This is a genomic window from Sphingobacteriaceae bacterium, from assembly GCA_016715905.1.
Taxonomy (GTDB): Bacteria; Bacteroidota; Bacteroidia; order B-17B0; family Aurantibacillaceae; genus Aurantibacillus.
Window position 1 is genome coordinate 96,215 of the sequence record JADJXI010000003.1, and the last position, 18,865, is coordinate 115,079.

Below are 18,865 nucleotides of genomic sequence, written 5' to 3' on the forward strand. Positions count from 1 at the left end.
TTATTAATTTATAAAAATACGAAAAGCCCGAATAACGGGCTTTAATTACGTATAAAAAATGCGTTATTTAGGCGAAACAGATTTAGTTCTGATAAAATCCCCAAACTCTTGAATACGCGCTTTACTTACCTGTACGTGAGTTCCTTCACTTAAAATTACTTCTCCTCCTTCGTTATTGCTGTACTCTTTCACATAATTTACATTAATAAGTGCTGAACGGTGAATTCTGAAAAAGTCATTTGATGGTAAAATCATTTCAAATTCTTTTAATGTTTTACTGGCAATAATTTTTTTAGGCCCGCTTAAGTATAAATTGGTGTAATTATCGTTGGCTTCTAACCAAACTATGTCTTTAAAGTCAACCAAGGTAAATCCTTTACTGTGATTTATTAATACCAAATTTTTATCTCCGGGTTCAGTTTTTGCATTTGTTGTGGTCCCTTTTGCATCATAGTGCTGAATCACCTTTTTAATGGCTCCTTGCAGTTCACTCAACATTAATGGTTTTAATAAATAATCAGTAGCTCCAGCTTTTACCGCAGTAATTCCGTGTTCACTATATGCCGTTAAGAATATAACGCAAAAATCACGGTCATAAATACCTTCCAGCATTTGAAATCCATTCATGCCCGGCATATTAATATCTAAAAAAACCACATGGGGCTTTAATTCCTGTATTTTGATTTTACCTTCAGGTCCGCTGGCTGCTTCACCCACTACTTCTATTTCCGGACAGTAATTCTGTAACATATTTTTGGTGTTACTTCTGCTGTCTTCTTCATCATCAATGATTACTGCGCGATATTTTTGCATATTTTAAATTTTAGGTTAAATCTACTCATTAATATTAGTGTTTTTTTTGCAATTATGCAAGGTGGGTTTCGGCTGAGTAAAGTCAAGCTTTTTTTGATGGATTAACCAATAATTGGGCAAAAACCCTATCCTTTAAAAAGAATTTCTCTAATATTTGATGCGCCTCCTTTAATAATTCGCCGTGCTGATCCGGAGAAACTTTATCCGGTTTGCTTTTAGCACTTAAAATATGTAATCCTTCGGCGTGCAAACCTTTATCTTTAATCCTTCCCAATTCCTGAATAATCTTGCTTAAGGCTAAGAATGGTTTTTTGCGGTACGCTATATTTAATTTTAAATTTTTCTTGGCTGGTAATTTATTAAAGGGATTTTGAACGGTTTCTTCATCTATATAATCTTTTTCCCAGCTGTAATTTTTTTGTTCATCCTGCAAAGTTATTAAGCCTTGTAAACATTGGGCATAAATACTAAACCATCTTAATTTTCGTCTGAATTCATGTACCTGTAATTCCAAATCGTTAAATCCGGTTTTATGGCTTTCAAAAAATACCAAACATTTTTGTAAATCGGCGGCAATTATTTTTCTGATTTGTATAATTAAATTTCTGTTATTTAAATCCAGCAAGGGTTTGCGGTATTTTATTAATTTTCGTTCAAAAAAATTATTTTTTATTAAATAACCGTTTATGCGGTTAAATGCTTTTTCAATTTTATAGTCTAATTCATTCAATTGGACGGCAGAAAGTTTTTTATGATTTTTAAGTTCCGATTTTACACTTAACCAATAATCCAGTTGCCCCAATTTATCTTCCATTTTTTTATAAAACCTGTGTTTTTTTCTGGCTTTCTCGTGCTCGCATTTTAATTCAATGCGCGCTATACCTTCCAACATAAAAAAACAAGTTCGAGCACCCTGCTCGTGCAACCACATGGCCGGATTCTTTTTTCTTCGGCAAGTATCCATCAACGCACAAAGTTGACGTATATAAATTTTATAAGGATCGAAGCGAAAGTTCACTCCTAAAGCTACAGTTTTGGGACAGAAAATACAACAAAAAAGGATTATCTTTGCGGGCTATGGAAAAACGAGTACGTGTTCGATTTGCGCCTAGCCCTACGGGTGGCTTACACATGGGCGGCGTACGAACTGCCCTTTTTAATTATTTATTTGCCAAAAAACACAAGGGTGATTTTATATTGAGAATTGAAGACACCGATCAAAACCGATTTGTTGAAGGCGCTGAGGCTTATATTGTTGAGGCTTTAAAATGGTGTGGCATTGCTCCTAATGAAGGGGTGGGCTTTGGTGATGGTCCGCATAAACCGTACCGACAAAGTGAACGTAAAGAACTGGGCATTTATAAAAAGTATGCCGAGCAATTGATACAATCAGGACATGCTTATTACGCATTTGATACAGAAGAAGAATTAGACGCCATGCGCAAACGTTTGGAAGCTGCAAAAGTGGTGGCTCCGCAATACAATGCGGTAACGCGACAAAACATGCGTAACTCCATAACTTTACCCGAAGATGAAGTAAAAAAATTATTGGAGAGTGGTGCTAAGCATGTAGTACGATTAAAGGTTCCGCGCAATGAAGAAATTCGTTTTCATGATATTATTCGAGGTTGGGTAACTGTAAATTCAACACAGGTAGATGATAAGGTTTTATTGAAGAGTGATGGAATGCCAACTTATCATTTGGCTCATATTGTAGATGATATTGAAATGAAAATTTCTCACGCGGTGCGGGGAGAAGAGTGGTTGCCCAGTGCGCCGGCTCATATTTTGATATACCGTTATTTGGGATTAGAAAATGAAATGCCCAAGCTGGCTCATTTGCCTTTGATATTGAATCCGGATGGAAATGGAAAAATTTCTAAAAGAGAAGCAAGATTTCCTGTTTTCCCTCTGAGTTGGAAAGATCCAAGAGAAAATGCGCCTTATGTTGGTTATAAAGAAGCCGGATATTACCCCGAGGCCTTTGTGAATATTTTAGCTTTATTGGGATGGAATCCCGGAGATAATCAGGAAATCATGTCTATTGATGAAATGGCTGCTTTATTTGATTTTGAACGAGTAAATAAAAGCGGTGCCAAGTTTGATCCGGAAAAAGCCAAATGGTTTAATCAGCAATATTTGCGCATGCAATCGGATGAGGATTTAGCCAATGGATTTAAACCGGTGCTGAAAGAGAAGGGCATTGAAAGAAATGATGCATTTGTGATTGCATTTTGTAAACTGGTAAAAGAAAAAGTACAGTTTGTGCATGAGTTTTGGGAACAGGGAAAATATGTTTTTGAAGCACCAAGCACGTATGATGAAAAAGTGATGGCCAAGAAATGGAACGAGCAAAGCAAAAATATTTTTACTCAGTTGGGCGATGTGTTTAAAAAATTGGAGCCCTGGAAATCGGAAGCTATTACCAAGGCTTTTAAAGATGCCGAAGGTACGCTGGGCAAAATGGATATGCAATTGTTACGTGTTTTAATTACCGGTGTTGCCGGTGGTCCCCAATTATTTGATATGCTGGAGTTGATTGGAAAAGAAGAAACAGTAAAGCGTTTGGAAATTGCCTTAGCGAAAAAATGAAAAGAAAACAAAATTGTACCTCAACTGAAACAAAAGTAAAGTAATTCCTTGACTACTCCCAATTTTGGTGAAGTCGTTAATAAACCTTGTTCTATAAAACCAATATCGGCGATGTGCTAATTGATCTTGTTGAATGGAAAGAGGTTGTGAAAAAAAGAACTCACTTATTATAGCAAGAGTAAAAACTAAGATTATTTTCATTGCACAAATATTAGTTTATATGAATTTTCTAACCGGTAATCCGACACAATTATTAATTCGTTTTTAGTTAATTTATTTATCATCCACTGTTTCGAGTAAATATCTTTTAATTCAGGAAATAAGAGGTTTCTTGAGCAATAATAAATGCTATTTATAGATTTACATTGAGCTGAGTCTTCTTGATTTATAGGCCAATGACTCATGCCAAGTGTAAAATATTCTGATTTTGGAACAATTTTCCCACTATACTCATAAACAAAAGTATTTGCCAAGTATCCTATTGAAGGGTCGCCTTCGCTGTTATATGTGAATTTTATTGTTTTCTCATAAAAATCCGGTATCCCCCCAGTATTTATTAAATAAGTAGAATCAATTCCATTTACTTCGTATTTTTTCAACTTCCATGTTTTGCTGTCTCCTACCTTATTACCACCAAATAAATTTTTGCAGGTTCTTCTAATCCAGCCTCCCTCATCGTATTTTTTACAGGTGAGAAGAACGCTGCAAATACCAATTAGAAAAATAATATTAAATAATTTTTTCATGATAATTTATTTTGTTCCCAAAACTGATCAGCTTCATTATCCAGTCGGTTTAGTGTTTTTAAAATATAATAAATTTCTTTTATGGTTTCTTGTGTGCTTTGATTGGCTCTACTCAATAATTTATACTCTAAGGCCAAATTAGCTAAGTACATATTTGTAAGATCGATTTGATCAGGTCCGACTTTGCTATAGTATTTATTGTATTGATCCTTTTGTTCTTGACCAGTATATTCATAATTTCTTTCTGCTAACATAATGCAATTCCCTTGCTCATTATCTATTTTCATAAAATCGTTTATTACGCGGGCGCGATAAAACCAATACCTTTTATGTGCTCTGTAATTTTCTTCGAATGTTAAAGGCTGTGAATTAATATTAAACGAATCCAAAAAAAGTAAAATAAATAATAAATTCTTCATATTAATTTTGCAACTTAATGTGGTAGTTTTTTTTATTTTGTTTATGTAGAATTACTTCATTTCTTGTAAGCTTTGTTATTTTCCATTCAGAAATAGGATCGCTTTGATCAGGATAGAAAATGTTTCTAGAGCAATAATTAATATTATCTATTATTCGGCATTGTGAATTCAAGGTTATCAAATCAATATTATTACCAATTATTATTGATTTATAACTTGCACTAATTGTACCGCTATACTTAAATATAAAAGAACTTGCGTTATAAGAACACATATCCTTTTTGTCAACCAGGGTAATTGTTAAATGCTTTTCATAAAAATCAGGTATCCCCCCAGTATTGATTAAATAGGTAGAGTCAATCCCATCCACTTCATATTTCTTTAATTTCCACGTTTTGCTTGAGCCTGATTTTGTTCCTCCAAAAAGATTTTTGCACCTTCTTGCAACCAATCCTCCCTCATCGTATTTTTTGCAGGTGAGCAAAGTGAAACTTGTCAAAAGGAGTATAATATATAAGATGATTTTTTTCAAGAAATTGATTAGGTTAAACGAATATATAACAATTTTTGATGAAAAGAAATAGTTCTAGCGAAAGCTCTTGTAATTCTTTTAGTGGAAAGTGATATATTTAAACAATCTATGAAATCATTAAGCCTGAATATTAATCTCGACTGGAGCGAAATGGATTTGTTTGGTCACATAAATAACGTGGCCTATTTTAAATATGCGCAAAGTGCACGAGTAAATTACCTGGAGAGCGTGGGTATAAATACTTCCGATCCTGAAAATAAAAACAGCTTTGCGGTTGCTCATTCATCCTGCCAATTTAAAGCACCCTTATTTTATCCGGGTTCCATAAAAATAATTACAAGTGTCGACTGGATTAAAAACACCAGCCTCCAACTCAATCATAAAATATATAATTCAAAAAATGAACTAGCCGCTGAAATAACCGATGTAATTGTTTTATTTGATTATAGTAAACAACAAAAAATGGAAATTCCCGCTTCGGTTCGAAAAAGTTTGGAAGCTTAATTTTATTCCACCAGCATATTTACGGTAAATATTTCTCCTTTGCTCTCCATTTTTACAAAATAATTCCCCTTACATTCTTTTAATTTAATTTTCAATTGATCGGATTGATTTTTATGAGCATAAACTAATTTTCCGTTGACATCAAAAATCTGAATATTTCTTTCCGCATGATCTTCAAACAAAATAGTGAACTCCCCGTTGTTTGGATTTGGGAAAATTATCCCCTCTTTCAACTTATTTTTTGCTAAGCCGGTAATTTGACTCATTTTATATTTATTAAAATAAAGTTGATTGGTACTTCCGTTTCTTTTATCCGTCCAACAGGAATAAACCACGGTATCATTCAATACACAACCCAAAAAATCATTTCCATCTACGGGTATCATTAATGGTCCATCACTTTGTGATACTTGAAAATTAGGCGTAAAATTTGCTCCTCCGTCAACAGAAAGACTTCCCCATATTTTATAAGGCTGGTTTTGTGCGCCGCTATTGGCTCTTCTATCTCGCCAAACACCGGCATATTTTCCCGTACTTGAAAATCCGGCCCAACACATGTCCTGATTATTGCCGTTGTTGATTAGATCATTCGTAATTCTTTGTGCATTACTCCAGCTATTTCCTCCATCATTGGAGTAAGCCGAATTAATATCATAATCGTTATTAGATTTATCTACATAAGTAAAAACTAAATTATTGCTGTTGGTAGGATTTGCGGCTAAATGATAAGAGTATTGCAATAGCGTATCGTTGGTGATTGGCGTTGCGCCAATGGTTTGTATGACTGCTGCTGAAAGTGAATTACCTCCATCTATAGAACTGGCACAAATAAATCTGCCCAACAAAGATTGTGGCGGGTTATACGAGAAATAAGCAATATTTAATTTGCCGTTTTTACTAACACAAGGTATTCCCATGGGTTTAACTGTCGGTCCTCCGGGTATGGCCACATCAATTTGTAAAGGAGCCGACCAGGTATTTCCGCCATTCGTTGATTTCATTAAATAATTATGGTGGGGCAAGGGATCTTCTTTAATACTCATGGTAACGCAGTACACATTGCCGTCATATGCTCCTCCGCTATTATCTACTGCAATCCAGGGTCGGTCAATGGCTAAGTCGGCATTATCAAAAAAGTCGATTACTTTAGATGGTGTTCCCCAACTTGTTCCGCCATTAGTTGATTTCGCCACGTAAACGGCACCGCTGTCTTTTTGAATTTTATAATCAATATATCCCAAATAAATATCGCCATTGGTATTAAATGCTAAAGTAGGATCAGCGGATGTCCAATGCGGACGAAAGTGCGGAATATTAACCGGTGTACTCCAGGTTAAACCTCCGTTGGTAGAAGTGCTGGTAGCAATCATCATACCGGCCGGTGCCGGAGCAAAAATATATTTCATCCAGGCCACCACTAAATGGGCGGGATTGTTGGGATGCATGGCCATAGATTGTTCCCCATTAAAAGTGAGGTTGGCATTAATATTTAAATCGGCCGGAACCTGCGCATATAGCGCAGAATTTATGCAAAGCGTGAGAAGTAAAATTTTTATTTTCATCATAACTAAGGTAAGACATTTAAATTAATAAAAAGTTTAATAGGCCTGTGTATTTTGCGAATGCGTATATTTTCAAATTACCATAATATTTACTATTTATATCCCATACTTTTCCTTATTTTTAAACTTCTATCATAAAAATATGAAAGCAAAATTTATTGGTATTTCTTTAATCATACTAGCTGCAATTGGTGCGGGCGGTTATTTTATGAATTGGATTTGGTGGCTATTTATTTTAGTTGTGCCTATTGTTATAGTGGGTATAATGGATTTAAGCCAAACCAAACACAGTTTAAAACACAATTTTCCGGTGATTGGTCGTATGCGTTGGTGGGCCGAATGGATGCGTCCAAAAATTTACCAGTATTTCATTGAGTCGGATACCGATGGTGCGCCTTTTAATAGATTAAGCAGAAATGTAATTTATCAACGCGCAAAAAAAGTAAATGATACTACTCCTTTTGGAACGCAGTTAAACGTTTATGAAACCGGATACGAATGGTTAAATCATTCTATTTCTCCATTAGCCCATGATAAAGTAGATCATGATCCCAGAGTATTAGTCGGTGGACCGGATTGCAAACAACCTTATTCGGCCAGCATTTTAAATGTATCGGCTATGAGTTATGGTTCCTTAAGTAAAAATGCCGTGATGGCCTTAAATGGAGGAGCAAAAATTGGCGGATTTGCGCACAATACCGGAGAAGGAGGATTGAGTCCTTACCATTTGCAACCCGGTGGAGATATTTTCTGGCAAATTGGTACCGGATATTTTAGCTGCAGAAATTCGGATGGTTCGTTTAATTACGAAGCTTTTGCAGAAAGAGCGGTAATTCCCAATGTAAAAATGATAGAAATAAAACTATCACAAGGAGCAAAACCCGGTCATGGAGGAATTTTACCCGCTGCGAAGGTGAACGATGAAATTGCAAAAATACGTTTGGTTGAAAAAGGAAAAGATGTATTATCTCCGCCTTATCACACGGCATTTTCGAATCCCATTGGCTTGTTGGAATTTGTAAAAAAATTAAGAGAATTAAGTGGAGGAAAACCTATTGGATTTAAATTATGCATAGGACAAAAAATACAATTTATTGCGATATGCAAAGCCATGATAAAAACCGGAATAATGCCTGACTTCATAACGGTTGACGGAGGTGAGGGGGGAACAGGAGCTGCGCCGCTGGAGTTTACCAATTCGGTAGGTATGCCTTTGCGCGATGCCTTAGCTTTTGTTTACGATGCTTTAAATGGCTTTGGAATAAAAAAACACATTGCTATTATTGCTTCCGGAAAAGTGCATACCGGATTTGATTTAGTGAGAAATATTTCACTGGGTGCTGATATGTGCGGAAGTGCAAGAGCCATGATGCTTTCCTTGGGATGCATTCAGGCTTTAGAATGTAACACCAATACTTGTCCCACAGGTGTAGCCACACAAAATCCAAAATTATATAAGGGGCTTGATGTAGATGATAAAAAAGTTCGTGTGGCCAATTACCATCAAGAAACGGTAAAAGCGGCTGTAGAGTTAATGGCGGCAGCCGGCATATCACATCCAAAAAAATTACATCGTTCGCATATTTATCGTAGAGTAAGTGCTAATCAAATTCAAACCTACGCCGAGTTATATCCTTATTTACTGAAAGGATCATTATTGGAAGCACCGTTCCCAATAGGATGGGAATTATCGGTTATGCATGCCAGTGAAGAAACCTTTGAAAGTGCTATTCAATATTCATAATTCAATGAAATGAGTCAGTTCGATTTTTTTAGGGAGTTAAAACAAAAAGTTGAAAACGGCAATACGGATATTTTTGAGTTTTATCGTCAGGCCTGGCCAAAAATTGTTACGCTTCCTTTAAATGAGCTGGATGAAATAATAGCATTTGGCGAAAAGTATAAACAAGCCGGTAATTTGCAACTAGCCTATCATCTCTTTACTGTTGCCATGATTGATGTTTTTAAAGGCAAGTATAATTCCTCATTAGATAATTGCAAGCTTGCTATAACGCTTTTTGAAATTGAAAATAATCAAGAGGGTTTGCTGGCTACTTTTTGTATGCAAGGCATTGCCTACCGTTCAATCGGACAATTAGATTTAGCTCAACAAAATATTCAGTCGGCTATTTCTTTGATTGATAAAACACAAAATTCAAAATTGTTTAATTATTTTAAATCGGTTACATGTTATCAGGCCGGAGAGTTGTGTCAACAGTTTGGAGATTATAATAGTTCTGTTGAATATTATATACAGGGACAAGAATTTACAGGAGAAAACATTGAATTGAATGGCAGAATTTGCAGCGCAATAGGAACTTGTTATATGAAGTTGAATGATTTTGATAATGCATTTAATTATTTCACAAAGGCTCTTACCACTATTCAAAATTCAGAAAGTCCCAATGCACTGATGGAATCTAAAATTTATGGAGATTTAGGTGATTATTATTTTGTGAAGAAGGAAATGCCTAAAGCCTTGGAGTATCATTTGCAAAGTCTTGAAATCAGAAAATCAAATAATTTACAAAATCCTATTTGTACGAGTTACTTAGCCTTGTCAAAAATATATTTGAATTTGAAGGACTACGAAAAATCGTTATCGTTTGCCAATCAGGCATTGGATTTGGCTATAGCATTAAAAGTGCAAATGAAACAATACGAGGCGCATGAATTACTAGCCTATTCTTTTGAATGTACGGGAAATATTGCCGAAGCATACGCGCATTTTAAAAAGTTTCATCAGATAAAGGATGAGGTATTAAATCAGGAAGTGATTAAGAAAATTGAAAATTTAAATAATAAACACAAAATAGAAAGTTCGGAAAAGGAAAAAGAAATATTCCGATTAAAAAACATTGAATTAAAAGGAGCCTTGAACGAGATACACGATAGTTTTACTTACGCCAGTCGCATACAAAGAGCTTTAATTCCCAACGATAAATACATACAAAGTTCTTTAGAAAAATTAAAAGGTAAAAATTAATTAAATTAATTCGAGTCCTTTTACTTTTTGGGGAATAATTGCATCGGCATCAACTTGCATCCAGTTTTGAAGCACATTTTTATAAATACTTCTGAAATCAATGCTGTGTTTTAAATCACCATCCAATAAGTTTTCCAAATCCGGATCTTCATTTACAATCCCGGTCTTTTTTAAATTTTTTCCGAACAGCAAAACATTTCCGGCTGTACCATGGTCGGTTCCGGCATTGGCATTTTCTTCTGCTCTTCTTCCAAATTCACTGTAGGTCATTATTAAGGTATCGTCCCACTTATTGAGTTCTTTCAAGTTTTCAATAAAAGTTGAAATTCCTTCAGAAAAATTGGTAAGTAATTTCTCTTGTCGCTTGAGTTGACCCATGTGTGTATCAAAACCATTGATACTCATAAAAAATATTTTGATATCGCTTTCGGCTGCAATTAAGGAGGCCGCGTTCTTTAATTGAGTCCCGAAACCTCCTTTAGGGTATTCTTTGTTGTTTTGAACTAGTTTATTTTTTTCAAAAACGTAATCAAAGGCCGTATGGGTTTGTATTAAAGTTTTATATAAATAGGATTGATTGTCGTTATTCAATTCATCAACTTTTACACTTTTAATCAGGTTATCGTATAGGGGTAATTGTAACTCAGTATGTAAATGCTTTAAATTTTTAATTGCAACGCCATTTAAATTATTTCCTTTTAATGCCAGAGATAAATTCAAATCACCTTGCACGGCTTCATAGGCATTAGTACAATGTAAGTCCATATACCTGCCCAGCCAGCCTGTACTTATATATTCGTTGGAATCACCGGCACTGTGCCAGATATCCGAGCTTCTGAAATGTGAACGATCAGGATTAGGGTAACCCACGTTATTTACAATACACATTTCTTTTTGGGCATATAATTCCTTTAGCGTTTTTAATGCAGGATGTAGTCCTAAAGTTCCGGTGAGTGGAATTACTTGATCAGTAGGTATTGCAATTTTAGGTCGGAATTTGTAATACAATTCATTTTTAAAAGGAATAATGGTATTCAGCCAATCATTGCCGCCATTGAGATGAATAAGGATGAGTTTTTTGGTAGTTTTTTGAGGAAAAAGAAAATTACCCGACCGCAGGAGGGATGGCAAAAATAATCCTGCCGAGGCTAAGGTACTTGTTTTTAAAAATGTTCTTCTCTTCATACTAAACTATATTCCGGTAGAGATACGATGCTCAATACCATTTCTTTTTTACTCAATGCGGTTAATTCTTTTATTTTCTGAATTGTTTCCGGTTTGGGTGATTTGGCCAAATACACTTTTATCAGTTTCTCAAAATCCAAATCAGTTAATTCACTCAATATCCCTTCCCAATTTATTTCAGCGCCTATTAAATTTGTGGCCGTATTGTTTTCCGTTTCTTCTTTTTCCTCTACTTCAGGTGCCGGTACTTTAGTGCCGGTAGGTTTAACATCGCTTAATAATATGCCGGGTAGTTTCATGCGCCAAATGAGTGTACTGCTATCAATAAAATTTCTTCCACCACTCCATCCTGCAACATTGGGTGGATAAAACAACTGCATGCCTAATATTTCCTGAAATTTAAACAGGGCTTCATATCGGTGGTATTTAATTTTAAACTGACGGCTTAGGCCAACCAAAAGTTCAATCGGACTTTTAATTTTACTTCCTATATTTTCTTCTTCAAAGAAATAGGAAGAAGAAAATATTTTTTTTATTAGCGCGCCGGTATTGTATTGATTTTGATAGTAAAACTCCGCTAAATCTTTAACCCGGCTTTCATTCACATTTTCATTCACATAATATCGATACATTTTGCGAGCAATATGATAAGCTGTTTTTTTATTACTGATGATCATATTAATCACATCCTCGCCGCCAAAATTTCCTTTTTTACCGAAAATTTCTTTTTCAGAGAAATCAAATAATTTTTCGTTGAAAAAAAACTCGCCGGTATCTTTTTTAAATCCCCATCCGGTAAATGCTTTCGCGGTTTCTTTAATATCAGTCTCGCTGTAATTGCCATGACCTAATGTAAAAAGTTCAAGCAATTCACGTGCAAAATTTTCATTGGGATGTTCTTTTTTATTTTGCTGATTGTTGAGGTAAATTAAAATGGCCGGGCTTTTACAAACTTCCACTAATAAATCTCTGAAGTTGCCAAAAGCAAATTTACGCATGGTGTTATTGAGCTCCTGTAATAAATACGGATTAGGAATTCTGCAAGCGAAATGATTGTGCCAGAAAAGGGTTTGCTTTTCAACCAATACATTTTTTGTATCAATGAGTTGCTTCATCCACTGTAGATTCAACTCCATGGTTTTCATTTTATTGAGGTTCTGAACCTCCACCTTATTTTTTCCTTCTGCAATGGTTTCCTTAAAAGCCTGTATTTCTTCTTTTTTGATGACCGACAAGTAAGTACTTATGCCGGAAGAGATAATTAAACCATTTACAATTTCATTAATATTTTTATGTGCAATTTCCTTTGCTTCTTTATAGCTTATTCCAAATCCTAAGCGATTATATAAGTGAAATATTTGACCAAGCGGTGTAGGCATTGCTAATAAATATAATTAAATTAAATTATATGATGCTAAGTAAACAATTAAAATACAAATGAATAAAAGTGTTAAAAGAGTATTGCTGATTTTGGTTTGTTTGATGGAATAAAAAAAGTCGCCTAAAATAAAAGCAAATGGAATAGAAAAAATCAGAATTAATTCTGAGCTATTCATTCCGCCGGAAAGAATACCAAAAATATTGAAAAGGGTAAACCATAAAAAAATTGTTTTTGCTTTTTGTTTTTTAACTGTATTACCAAGGCCAAATGAAAACATTTTAAACAAAGCGGCAATAAAAAGAAGCACAATAATAGCAACAAGTGGCAGATAATATTCGCTAAACGTAGGAAATTTAAAATCGTTGAAAAACATTTTGGCTGCTTTAATAAAATACCATTGATTAAAATTACTCAGGTATGCAATTGATTCATAAATAAAAACCGGAGCTAAAAACCCAATCAGGGCTACAATCCATTCTTTCCAATTAAATGGTCTTAATATTGACAATGCAATAAAATATACCGGGAAATTAATTATAGCGGTAAAACTGATAAATGCCGATAAACTGATATAGAAGGAGGATTCAAAAATTTCATTTAAAACAAATTCTTCCCTATACGATTTTAATATTTTGTATAAGGAAATTAAAATAAAAAAGTTAGTTAAAATTTGAGCATTGAGTTGTCCTGGCTGAATAGCGGCTACGTTTAAAACAGCAAACAGAAATAATGGAAAAAAATTTTGTTTTTCCACAATCTCTTGCCGTAACGTTATAAAATTTAAAATAATCAAGCAAATGGCCAGTACGCCATAATTGATTAAGACTTTTGCGTATTGACTTTGGATTTCTTTGGCAAAGAAGTTGTAGAATAAATTGGGAAATAAGCTGTTTTCAACATTTTGTGCTGCAAATATACTAGCGCCCGCACAAACTAGTAAAAGTGCTGATATATAAGGCATTGCCTCTTTAAAACCCCTATTTAAGACCGTGGCAAACAATTTTTTTATTTAGAGATTATTGTTATTTTTGTTCGGTAAACTTACGAAATTAGAATTCAAAACCGTACACTATGCATACATTACTTATAAGCTTAATGATAACCTGGACAGATGTTTTTGAAGGAATTGGAAAATTCTCTTACTGGGTATTTGATATCATGAAATCCATGGGCCATATTCCAAATGTGTTTATTTGGATATTTATTATTGGTTCAATATTTTATTGGACAATACGTCTTCAAAAATATAAGAAAATTGCCAAGCGTGATGGCACGTATGAATAAAGAAATTATTTATGAAAAGCCCTGCTCAAAAAGCGGGGCTTTTTTGTTGATTAAAATTGTCGAGTTTTCAGTTGTTAGTTTTAACTTGCAACAATGAAAAGCAAAATCAATTTATTTTTATTGCTCTTTTTTATTACTCATGCGCAGGCACAGAATATTGTTTTGCGTAACGTAAATATTCTGCCCATTAATCATAACATCACCATTCCGGGTTGCAATGTTTTCATTCGAGATGGGAAAATTGAAAAAATTACTCCTTTCCCCTATGTGCGTGAACCGGGGAAAAGGGCTAAGAAGAAAGAATCAACCGTGGGTTATGTTGTGCACGATTGTGGGGGTGCCTACTTAATGCCCGGCCTGGCTGATATGCATGGCCACTTACCGGAAAAAAACGATCCCATAAAACTCCAGCAATATTTAAATCTGCAATTGGCCGCCGGTGTAACTTTGGTGAGAAGCATGCGCGGTAAAAAAGAACACTTGGCCATAAGAGATAGTGTTAAAAAAGGAATTAAAGCTAATGCGCCTGAGCTTTGTGTTTCTTTTTTGTTAAATGAAAACGATACGGTGATGGATAAAGGCAAAGCCGAAAATATTGTTAAAGAAGTTTCGCAAAACGGATTTGATTTTATAAAGTATCTGCATGGATTAGATGAAGCCTCATTTAAAAATCTGGTTGAAGCCTGTAAACAATATACAGTTGCTATTGCAGGCCATGCTTATCAAAATAATTTTGAAAAAACATTTGCCGCCGGATTTAGAAGTATTGAACATTACCAACCTGTACTGAAGTTATTTAAAGATGATACGGTAAAGTTCAAACAATTAATTCCGGAACTTAAAAAAAGTGCTGTTGGTATTTGTCCAACTTTATCTTATTACTATATCTATTCATTCGACATGAAAGAAGAAGTTTTGAATGCCAGGAATGGCATGAACTTTTTGAGCACCAAAATTAAAAAGGAATGGGGAAAATCTTATAAAGAGGATTTGACCCGGGCCAAGGAACATTTTAAAACAGATTTTGAATCAAAATATGTAAAACCTTCCAAATCAAAAATAGAATCATTTTTCCCGGTATTAAAATTAATGGCGAATGAAGATGTTAATTTACTTTTGAGTCCTGATGATGGTCCTTATAACGTCCCTGGATTTTCCGTGTATGAAGAAATGATGTTGTATAAAAAGGCAGGTTTAAGTAATTATCAAATTCTGAAATGCGCAACTTTAAATGCGGCCAGATGTTTAAATGACAATACCTGGGGAAGTGTTGAAATTGGAAAGAAGGCCAACCTAGTACTGTTGTCGGGTAATCCTTTAGATGATCTTTCTAATATTAAAAAAGTAGAAGCCATAATTTTACATGGTAAATATATTTTGCCGGAAGATTTAGTAAAACAGCCTAAATAAACTATAATTTATTAATTATTTCAGCGGCTTGCTCCAGCGTTTCATCTTTTTTAGCGAAGCAAAATCTTAATATAGACGGATCGGTATGTTCGGCGTAAAAGGCCGATAAGGGTACCGTTGCAATTCCCTTTTCTTTGGTTAAGCGTATAGCTAAATCCATATCATTTTCTGAACTGATGGCTTTAAATGACATGAGTTGAAAATAAGTTCCTTCGGCAATAATCGGTTTTAAGCGAGATCCGGAAGTGAGTTTTAAAAATAAATTTCTTTTTTGCTCGTAAAAATTTTTTAAGTCCAGATAATTATTTTTATCCGATAAATAATCGGCTATACCTAACTGAAAGGGATGATTAACCGAAAAAACCAGAAACTGATGAACTTTTCGGAATTCATTCATTAATTCTTTACGTGCTGCCACATAACCAATTTTCCATCCTGTAGTGTGTATGGTTTTACCAAAGGAAGAAACGATGAAAGATTGATTGGCCAAAGTTGGATATCGCGCTACACTTTGATGGCTTCGATCATCAAAAACAATATGTTCATACACTTCATCACTAACAACAATAATATTTTTACCTTTCACCAAAAGCTCCAGTGCAATTAAATCTTCTTGCTTTAATAAAATTCCGGTGGGATTATGAGGAGTATTGATGATAATCATTTTGGTACATGCATTTATCGCCGATTTTACATCTGCCCAATTAATTTTAAATTCAGGTGCAAGCATTTTTATTTTTACAGCTTTGCCTCCGTTGGTTTCAATGCTTGGAATATAACTATCGTAGCAGGGTTCAAAAACAATAACTTCATCACCGGGCTTTACGAATGCAGAAACGGCAGTAAAAATACCCTGCGTAGCGCCGGCTGTTATAGTAATTTCAGTATCTGGTGAGTAAACCGCTTGGTAACAAGTTTCAAGAATTTCAGCCACTCGTTCGCGTAGTTGAATAACTCCCGGCATAGGCGAATATTGATTAAACCCGGCATTCATATACTTTTGACAAAGGCTGAGTAAATTTTTGTCACAATCAAAATCAGGAAATCCCTGAGATAGATTTATAGCATTGTGCTCGCGGGCTAAACCGCTCATAATTGCAAAAATGCTGGTGCCAATACCCGGAAGTTTACTTTTTAATTCCATTTACAAACAAATATACATATTCCACATATGAATTTATTGAGATTAAATAAACACAAGGCAGAAATTGAGTCAAATTATTTTGATTCGGACTAAAATTAAATAACTTTACAGATATAAAGAAGAATTCTTAAAATTGTTTCGAAAGCTATATTTATTTATTAGCCTAGTATTTCTAGCTACTTCACTTCCGGCACAAACCGGTCACATTCATTTATCAGACACCGGAAAAAATGCATTATTACAACTTATTCACTGGGAAATTTTTAATGCCGAAACAAAAACATGGGATTCTATTCAGGAGAGCTATTGTATAGAAAATCGAGACTTTAACTCAATTGTAAAATTCAGAAAAAAATTAATCATTGATTCCGGACTTGTTGGCGTGCCACTTACCATTAATGTTTATCACTTTGGAGCGTCGGATTTTTTTATGGATGGTAAAAAAATTGGAGGTTTCGGAATACCGGCTAATCAAGCGGAGGATGAGATTTGTATAAATCCCAAAAGCAAGCGAATCACGTATGCCTTTTTAAAAGCTGGCACACATTGGTTAGAAGTAAATTATTCAAATCATCTGTTCCATTCATTTTATTCGAAACTCAATGAGTCGTGTGCGGGCTTTGAAGTTTTAATAAGTAAATCAAGTTCGGTTTATTCAAGCAAATTGGGAACTAACGGTTTATTTTCAACCGGATTCTTAATCGTCATTGGTATTTTATTCGCACTTGGTTTATTACACTGTTTAATTTACTTTTTTTATAAAAAAGAAGTTTCCAATTTATATTTCGCAGTATTTACTACTTTGTTTGCCTTACTTATTTCCCTTTTTGAAATAGCTCACGCTTCCGAATCACCAAGGCTTATTATTTTATCGCTTTTTCTAAGATGGAGGCTTTTAATTCCGGTATTTTACTTTTTATTGCAGCTCGTATTTGCGGTAGCAGATATCAAGAAGGGAAGTCGACTAAGACAATTGGTTAATATAGTTACAATTGTTGCAGCCGTTTTACTTTTTGGAATTCCAAATTTATACAGCTTGATAATATTCGCGCTTATCGCATTGTATACCACCTTCTCCTGCATATTAACCGGTATGCTCATTAGTCGAATTAAAGCAGAAAAGGGTAATGGCATTCGAATTGTAAAAATGGGCCTTCAGATCTTTATTTATTTTGCGGCAGTATATTTTGTAGTAAGTAATTTTTTGAATTTATCTTTTGCTTCAGGGCCATTTGGTCAAGTATTTATTTTCACACTATTGGTTTTGGGCATTTTAAGTTTACCTATAAGCATGTCAACCTATCTGGCCTTTATGTTTACGAAAAACAATCGGGATTTAATATTGCAGTTACATAAAGTGGAAAAATTATCTGAACTAACCATACAACAAGAAAAGGAGAAGAAGTTGATGCTTGAAAAACAAAACGAAGAACTGGAGAGTCAGGTAAAAATCAGAACGGCCGAAGTGGTGGAGCAAAGAGAAGAACTCGCTATTAAAAATAAAGAGATTATTGATTCTATAAATTACGCCCGGAAAATTCAGCATGCTTTGTTGGCACATAAAGAATTATTGCAAGAGAATCTACCTGAACATTTTATTTTGTTTCAACCCAAGGATATCGTAAGCGGAGATTTTTATTGGGCTACCAAAACAATTGATAAATCTGAATCGAGCGAATTATTCACTTCCCGATTTTTTCTGGCGGTTTGTGATAGTACCGGTCATGGTGTTCCGGGTGCATTTATGAGCTTGTTAAATATTGGTTTTTTAACGGAGGCCATCAATGAGAAAAAAATACTTAACCCCGGAGAAGTTTTTAATTTCGTAAGAGAGCGTTTAATTCATAATTTAAGCCGAGAAGAACAAAAAGATGGCTTTGACGGTGTGTTGTTGTTGTTACCGGAAAAAGACAAGGTATTGCAGTACGCGGCCGCCAATTGTAAACCGGTAATCATAAGAGCCGGTAATTTATTGGAATTGGAGGCTGATCGTATGCCGGTAGGGATGGGAGAGCGCAAAAACAATTTTAATACCTTTTCAGTAAAAGTGGAGAAAGGTGATGTTTTATATATTTATACCGATGGTTTTGCAGATCAGTTTGGCGGACCAAAAGGAAAAAAATTCAAGTATAAAAATCTGAATGAATTTTTAAAAATCATTTCTTATTTAGACATGAATGCGCAACGGGACGAATTGAAAAAAATGTTTGAAGATTGGAAAGGGGAATTAGAGCAGGTGGATGATGTTTGCGTAGTAGGAATAAAATTTTAATCTTAACGCATACTATGTAAATAAAAAAGGCGATC

17 protein-coding genes are annotated in these 18,865 nt (G+C 34.6%); 7 read left to right on the forward strand and 10 right to left on the reverse strand.

Annotated features, from left to right (window positions below; translation table 11 throughout):
* Positions 1 to 63 precede the first annotated feature (63 nt).
* A complete protein-coding gene (locus IPM51_00750; GenBank protein ID MBK9282828.1) occupies positions 64 to 813 on the reverse strand; it encodes a response regulator transcription factor in 750 nt (249 codons plus the stop codon).
* An 82-nt stretch (positions 814 to 895) separates the two neighbouring features.
* Entirely contained in the window at positions 896 to 1,831 is a 936-nt protein-coding gene (locus IPM51_00755; GenBank protein ID MBK9282829.1) for a hypothetical protein, read from the reverse strand.
* Between the two features lie 59 nt (positions 1,832 to 1,890).
* On the opposite strand from IPM51_00755, the gene IPM51_00760 reads away from it, so the two are divergent.
* The gene (locus tag IPM51_00760) at positions 1,891 to 3,405 is read left to right on the forward strand and encodes a glutamate--tRNA ligase (protein MBK9282830.1); all 1,515 of its coding nucleotides are present in this window, start codon (positions 1,891 to 1,893) and stop codon (positions 3,403 to 3,405) included.
* A gap of 197 nt (positions 3,406 to 3,602) precedes the next feature.
* On the opposite strand, the gene IPM51_00765 is transcribed toward IPM51_00760, so the two are convergent.
* Genes IPM51_00765 through IPM51_00775 form a run of 3 tightly spaced genes read right to left on the reverse strand, consistent with a single transcriptional unit; the run spans position 3,603 to position 5,069 of the window.
* Positions 3,603 to 4,151: a hypothetical protein gene (locus IPM51_00765; GenBank protein ID MBK9282831.1), complete on the reverse strand. Its 549-nt coding sequence runs from the start codon at positions 4,149 to 4,151 to the stop codon at positions 3,603 to 3,605.
* Positions 4,148 to 4,570, reverse strand: a complete 423-nt coding sequence (locus IPM51_00770) for a hypothetical protein (protein ID MBK9282832.1) — start codon at positions 4,568 to 4,570, stop codon at positions 4,148 to 4,150. The genes IPM51_00765 and IPM51_00770 overlap by 4 nt, the downstream gene beginning before the upstream one ends.
* A 1-nt stretch (position 4,571) precedes the next feature.
* Positions 4,572 to 5,069, reverse strand: a complete 498-nt coding sequence (locus IPM51_00775; GenBank protein ID MBK9282833.1) for a hypothetical protein — start codon at positions 5,067 to 5,069, stop codon at positions 4,572 to 4,574.
* Between the two features lie 141 nt (positions 5,070 to 5,210).
* Here IPM51_00775 and IPM51_00780 point away from each other — a divergent pair, with 141 nt between their 5' ends.
* Positions 5,211 to 5,606: an acyl-CoA thioesterase gene (locus tag IPM51_00780; protein MBK9282834.1), complete on the forward strand. Its 396-nt coding sequence runs from the start codon at positions 5,211 to 5,213 to the stop codon at positions 5,604 to 5,606.
* A gap of 2 nt (positions 5,607 to 5,608) precedes the next feature.
* Here the strand turns inward: IPM51_00780 and IPM51_00785 are convergent, their stop codons facing one another.
* The gene (locus tag IPM51_00785; GenBank protein MBK9282835.1) at positions 5,609 to 7,171 is read right to left on the reverse strand and encodes a T9SS type A sorting domain-containing protein; all 1,563 of its coding nucleotides are present in this window, start codon (positions 7,169 to 7,171) and stop codon (positions 5,609 to 5,611) included.
* 139 nt (positions 7,172 to 7,310) lie between these two features.
* Here IPM51_00785 and IPM51_00790 point away from each other — a divergent pair, with 139 nt between their 5' ends.
* Entirely contained in the window at positions 7,311 to 8,912 is a 1,602-nt protein-coding gene (locus IPM51_00790; protein MBK9282836.1) for an FMN-binding glutamate synthase family protein, read from the forward strand.
* 9 nt (positions 8,913 to 8,921) lie between these two features.
* The gene (locus IPM51_00795) at positions 8,922 to 10,154 is read left to right on the forward strand and encodes a tetratricopeptide repeat protein (protein ID MBK9282837.1); all 1,233 of its coding nucleotides are present in this window, start codon (positions 8,922 to 8,924) and stop codon (positions 10,152 to 10,154) included.
* Here the strand turns inward: IPM51_00795 and IPM51_00800 are convergent, their stop codons facing one another.
* The 3 genes from IPM51_00800 to IPM51_00810 are packed head-to-tail and all read right to left on the reverse strand — an operon-like array spanning position 10,155 to position 13,681.
* Positions 10,155 to 11,339, reverse strand: coding sequence for a DUF1501 domain-containing protein (locus tag IPM51_00800; GenBank protein ID MBK9282838.1), 1,185 nt, complete (start codon positions 11,337 to 11,339; stop codon positions 10,155 to 10,157).
* Positions 11,336 to 12,718 (reverse strand): DUF1800 domain-containing protein, encoded by a 1,383-nt coding sequence (locus tag IPM51_00805; GenBank protein ID MBK9282839.1) that lies wholly within the window; start codon positions 12,716 to 12,718, stop codon positions 11,336 to 11,338. The genes IPM51_00800 and IPM51_00805 overlap by 4 nt, the downstream gene beginning before the upstream one ends.
* Positions 12,719 to 12,733: 15 nt before the next feature.
* A complete protein-coding gene (locus IPM51_00810; GenBank protein MBK9282840.1) occupies positions 12,734 to 13,681 on the reverse strand; it encodes a hypothetical protein in 948 nt (315 codons plus the stop codon).
* 110 nt (positions 13,682 to 13,791) lie between these two features.
* Between IPM51_00810 and IPM51_00815 the strand changes: the two genes are divergently transcribed.
* Both IPM51_00815 and IPM51_00820 read left to right on the forward strand, forming a co-directional pair.
* Positions 13,792 to 14,004 carry a hypothetical protein gene (locus IPM51_00815; GenBank protein ID MBK9282841.1) on the forward strand — a complete coding sequence of 71 codons (213 nt, stop codon included), beginning with the start codon at positions 13,792 to 13,794 and terminating at the stop codon, positions 14,002 to 14,004.
* 93 nt (positions 14,005 to 14,097) lie between these two features.
* Positions 14,098 to 15,414: an amidohydrolase family protein gene (locus IPM51_00820; GenBank protein MBK9282842.1), complete on the forward strand. Its 1,317-nt coding sequence runs from the start codon at positions 14,098 to 14,100 to the stop codon at positions 15,412 to 15,414.
* A 1-nt stretch (position 15,415) separates the two neighbouring features.
* Here IPM51_00820 and IPM51_00825 read toward each other — a convergent pair whose 3' ends face one another.
* Entirely contained in the window at positions 15,416 to 16,558 is a 1,143-nt protein-coding gene (locus IPM51_00825; protein ID MBK9282843.1) for an aminotransferase class I/II-fold pyridoxal phosphate-dependent enzyme, read from the reverse strand.
* Positions 16,559 to 16,691: 133 nt separating this feature from the next.
* On the opposite strand from IPM51_00825, the gene IPM51_00830 reads away from it, so the two are divergent.
* Positions 16,692 to 18,830 carry a SpoIIE family protein phosphatase gene (locus tag IPM51_00830; GenBank protein MBK9282844.1) on the forward strand — a complete coding sequence of 713 codons (2,139 nt, stop codon included), beginning with the start codon at positions 16,692 to 16,694 and terminating at the stop codon, positions 18,828 to 18,830.
* Positions 18,831 to 18,865: the final 35 nt, after the last annotated feature.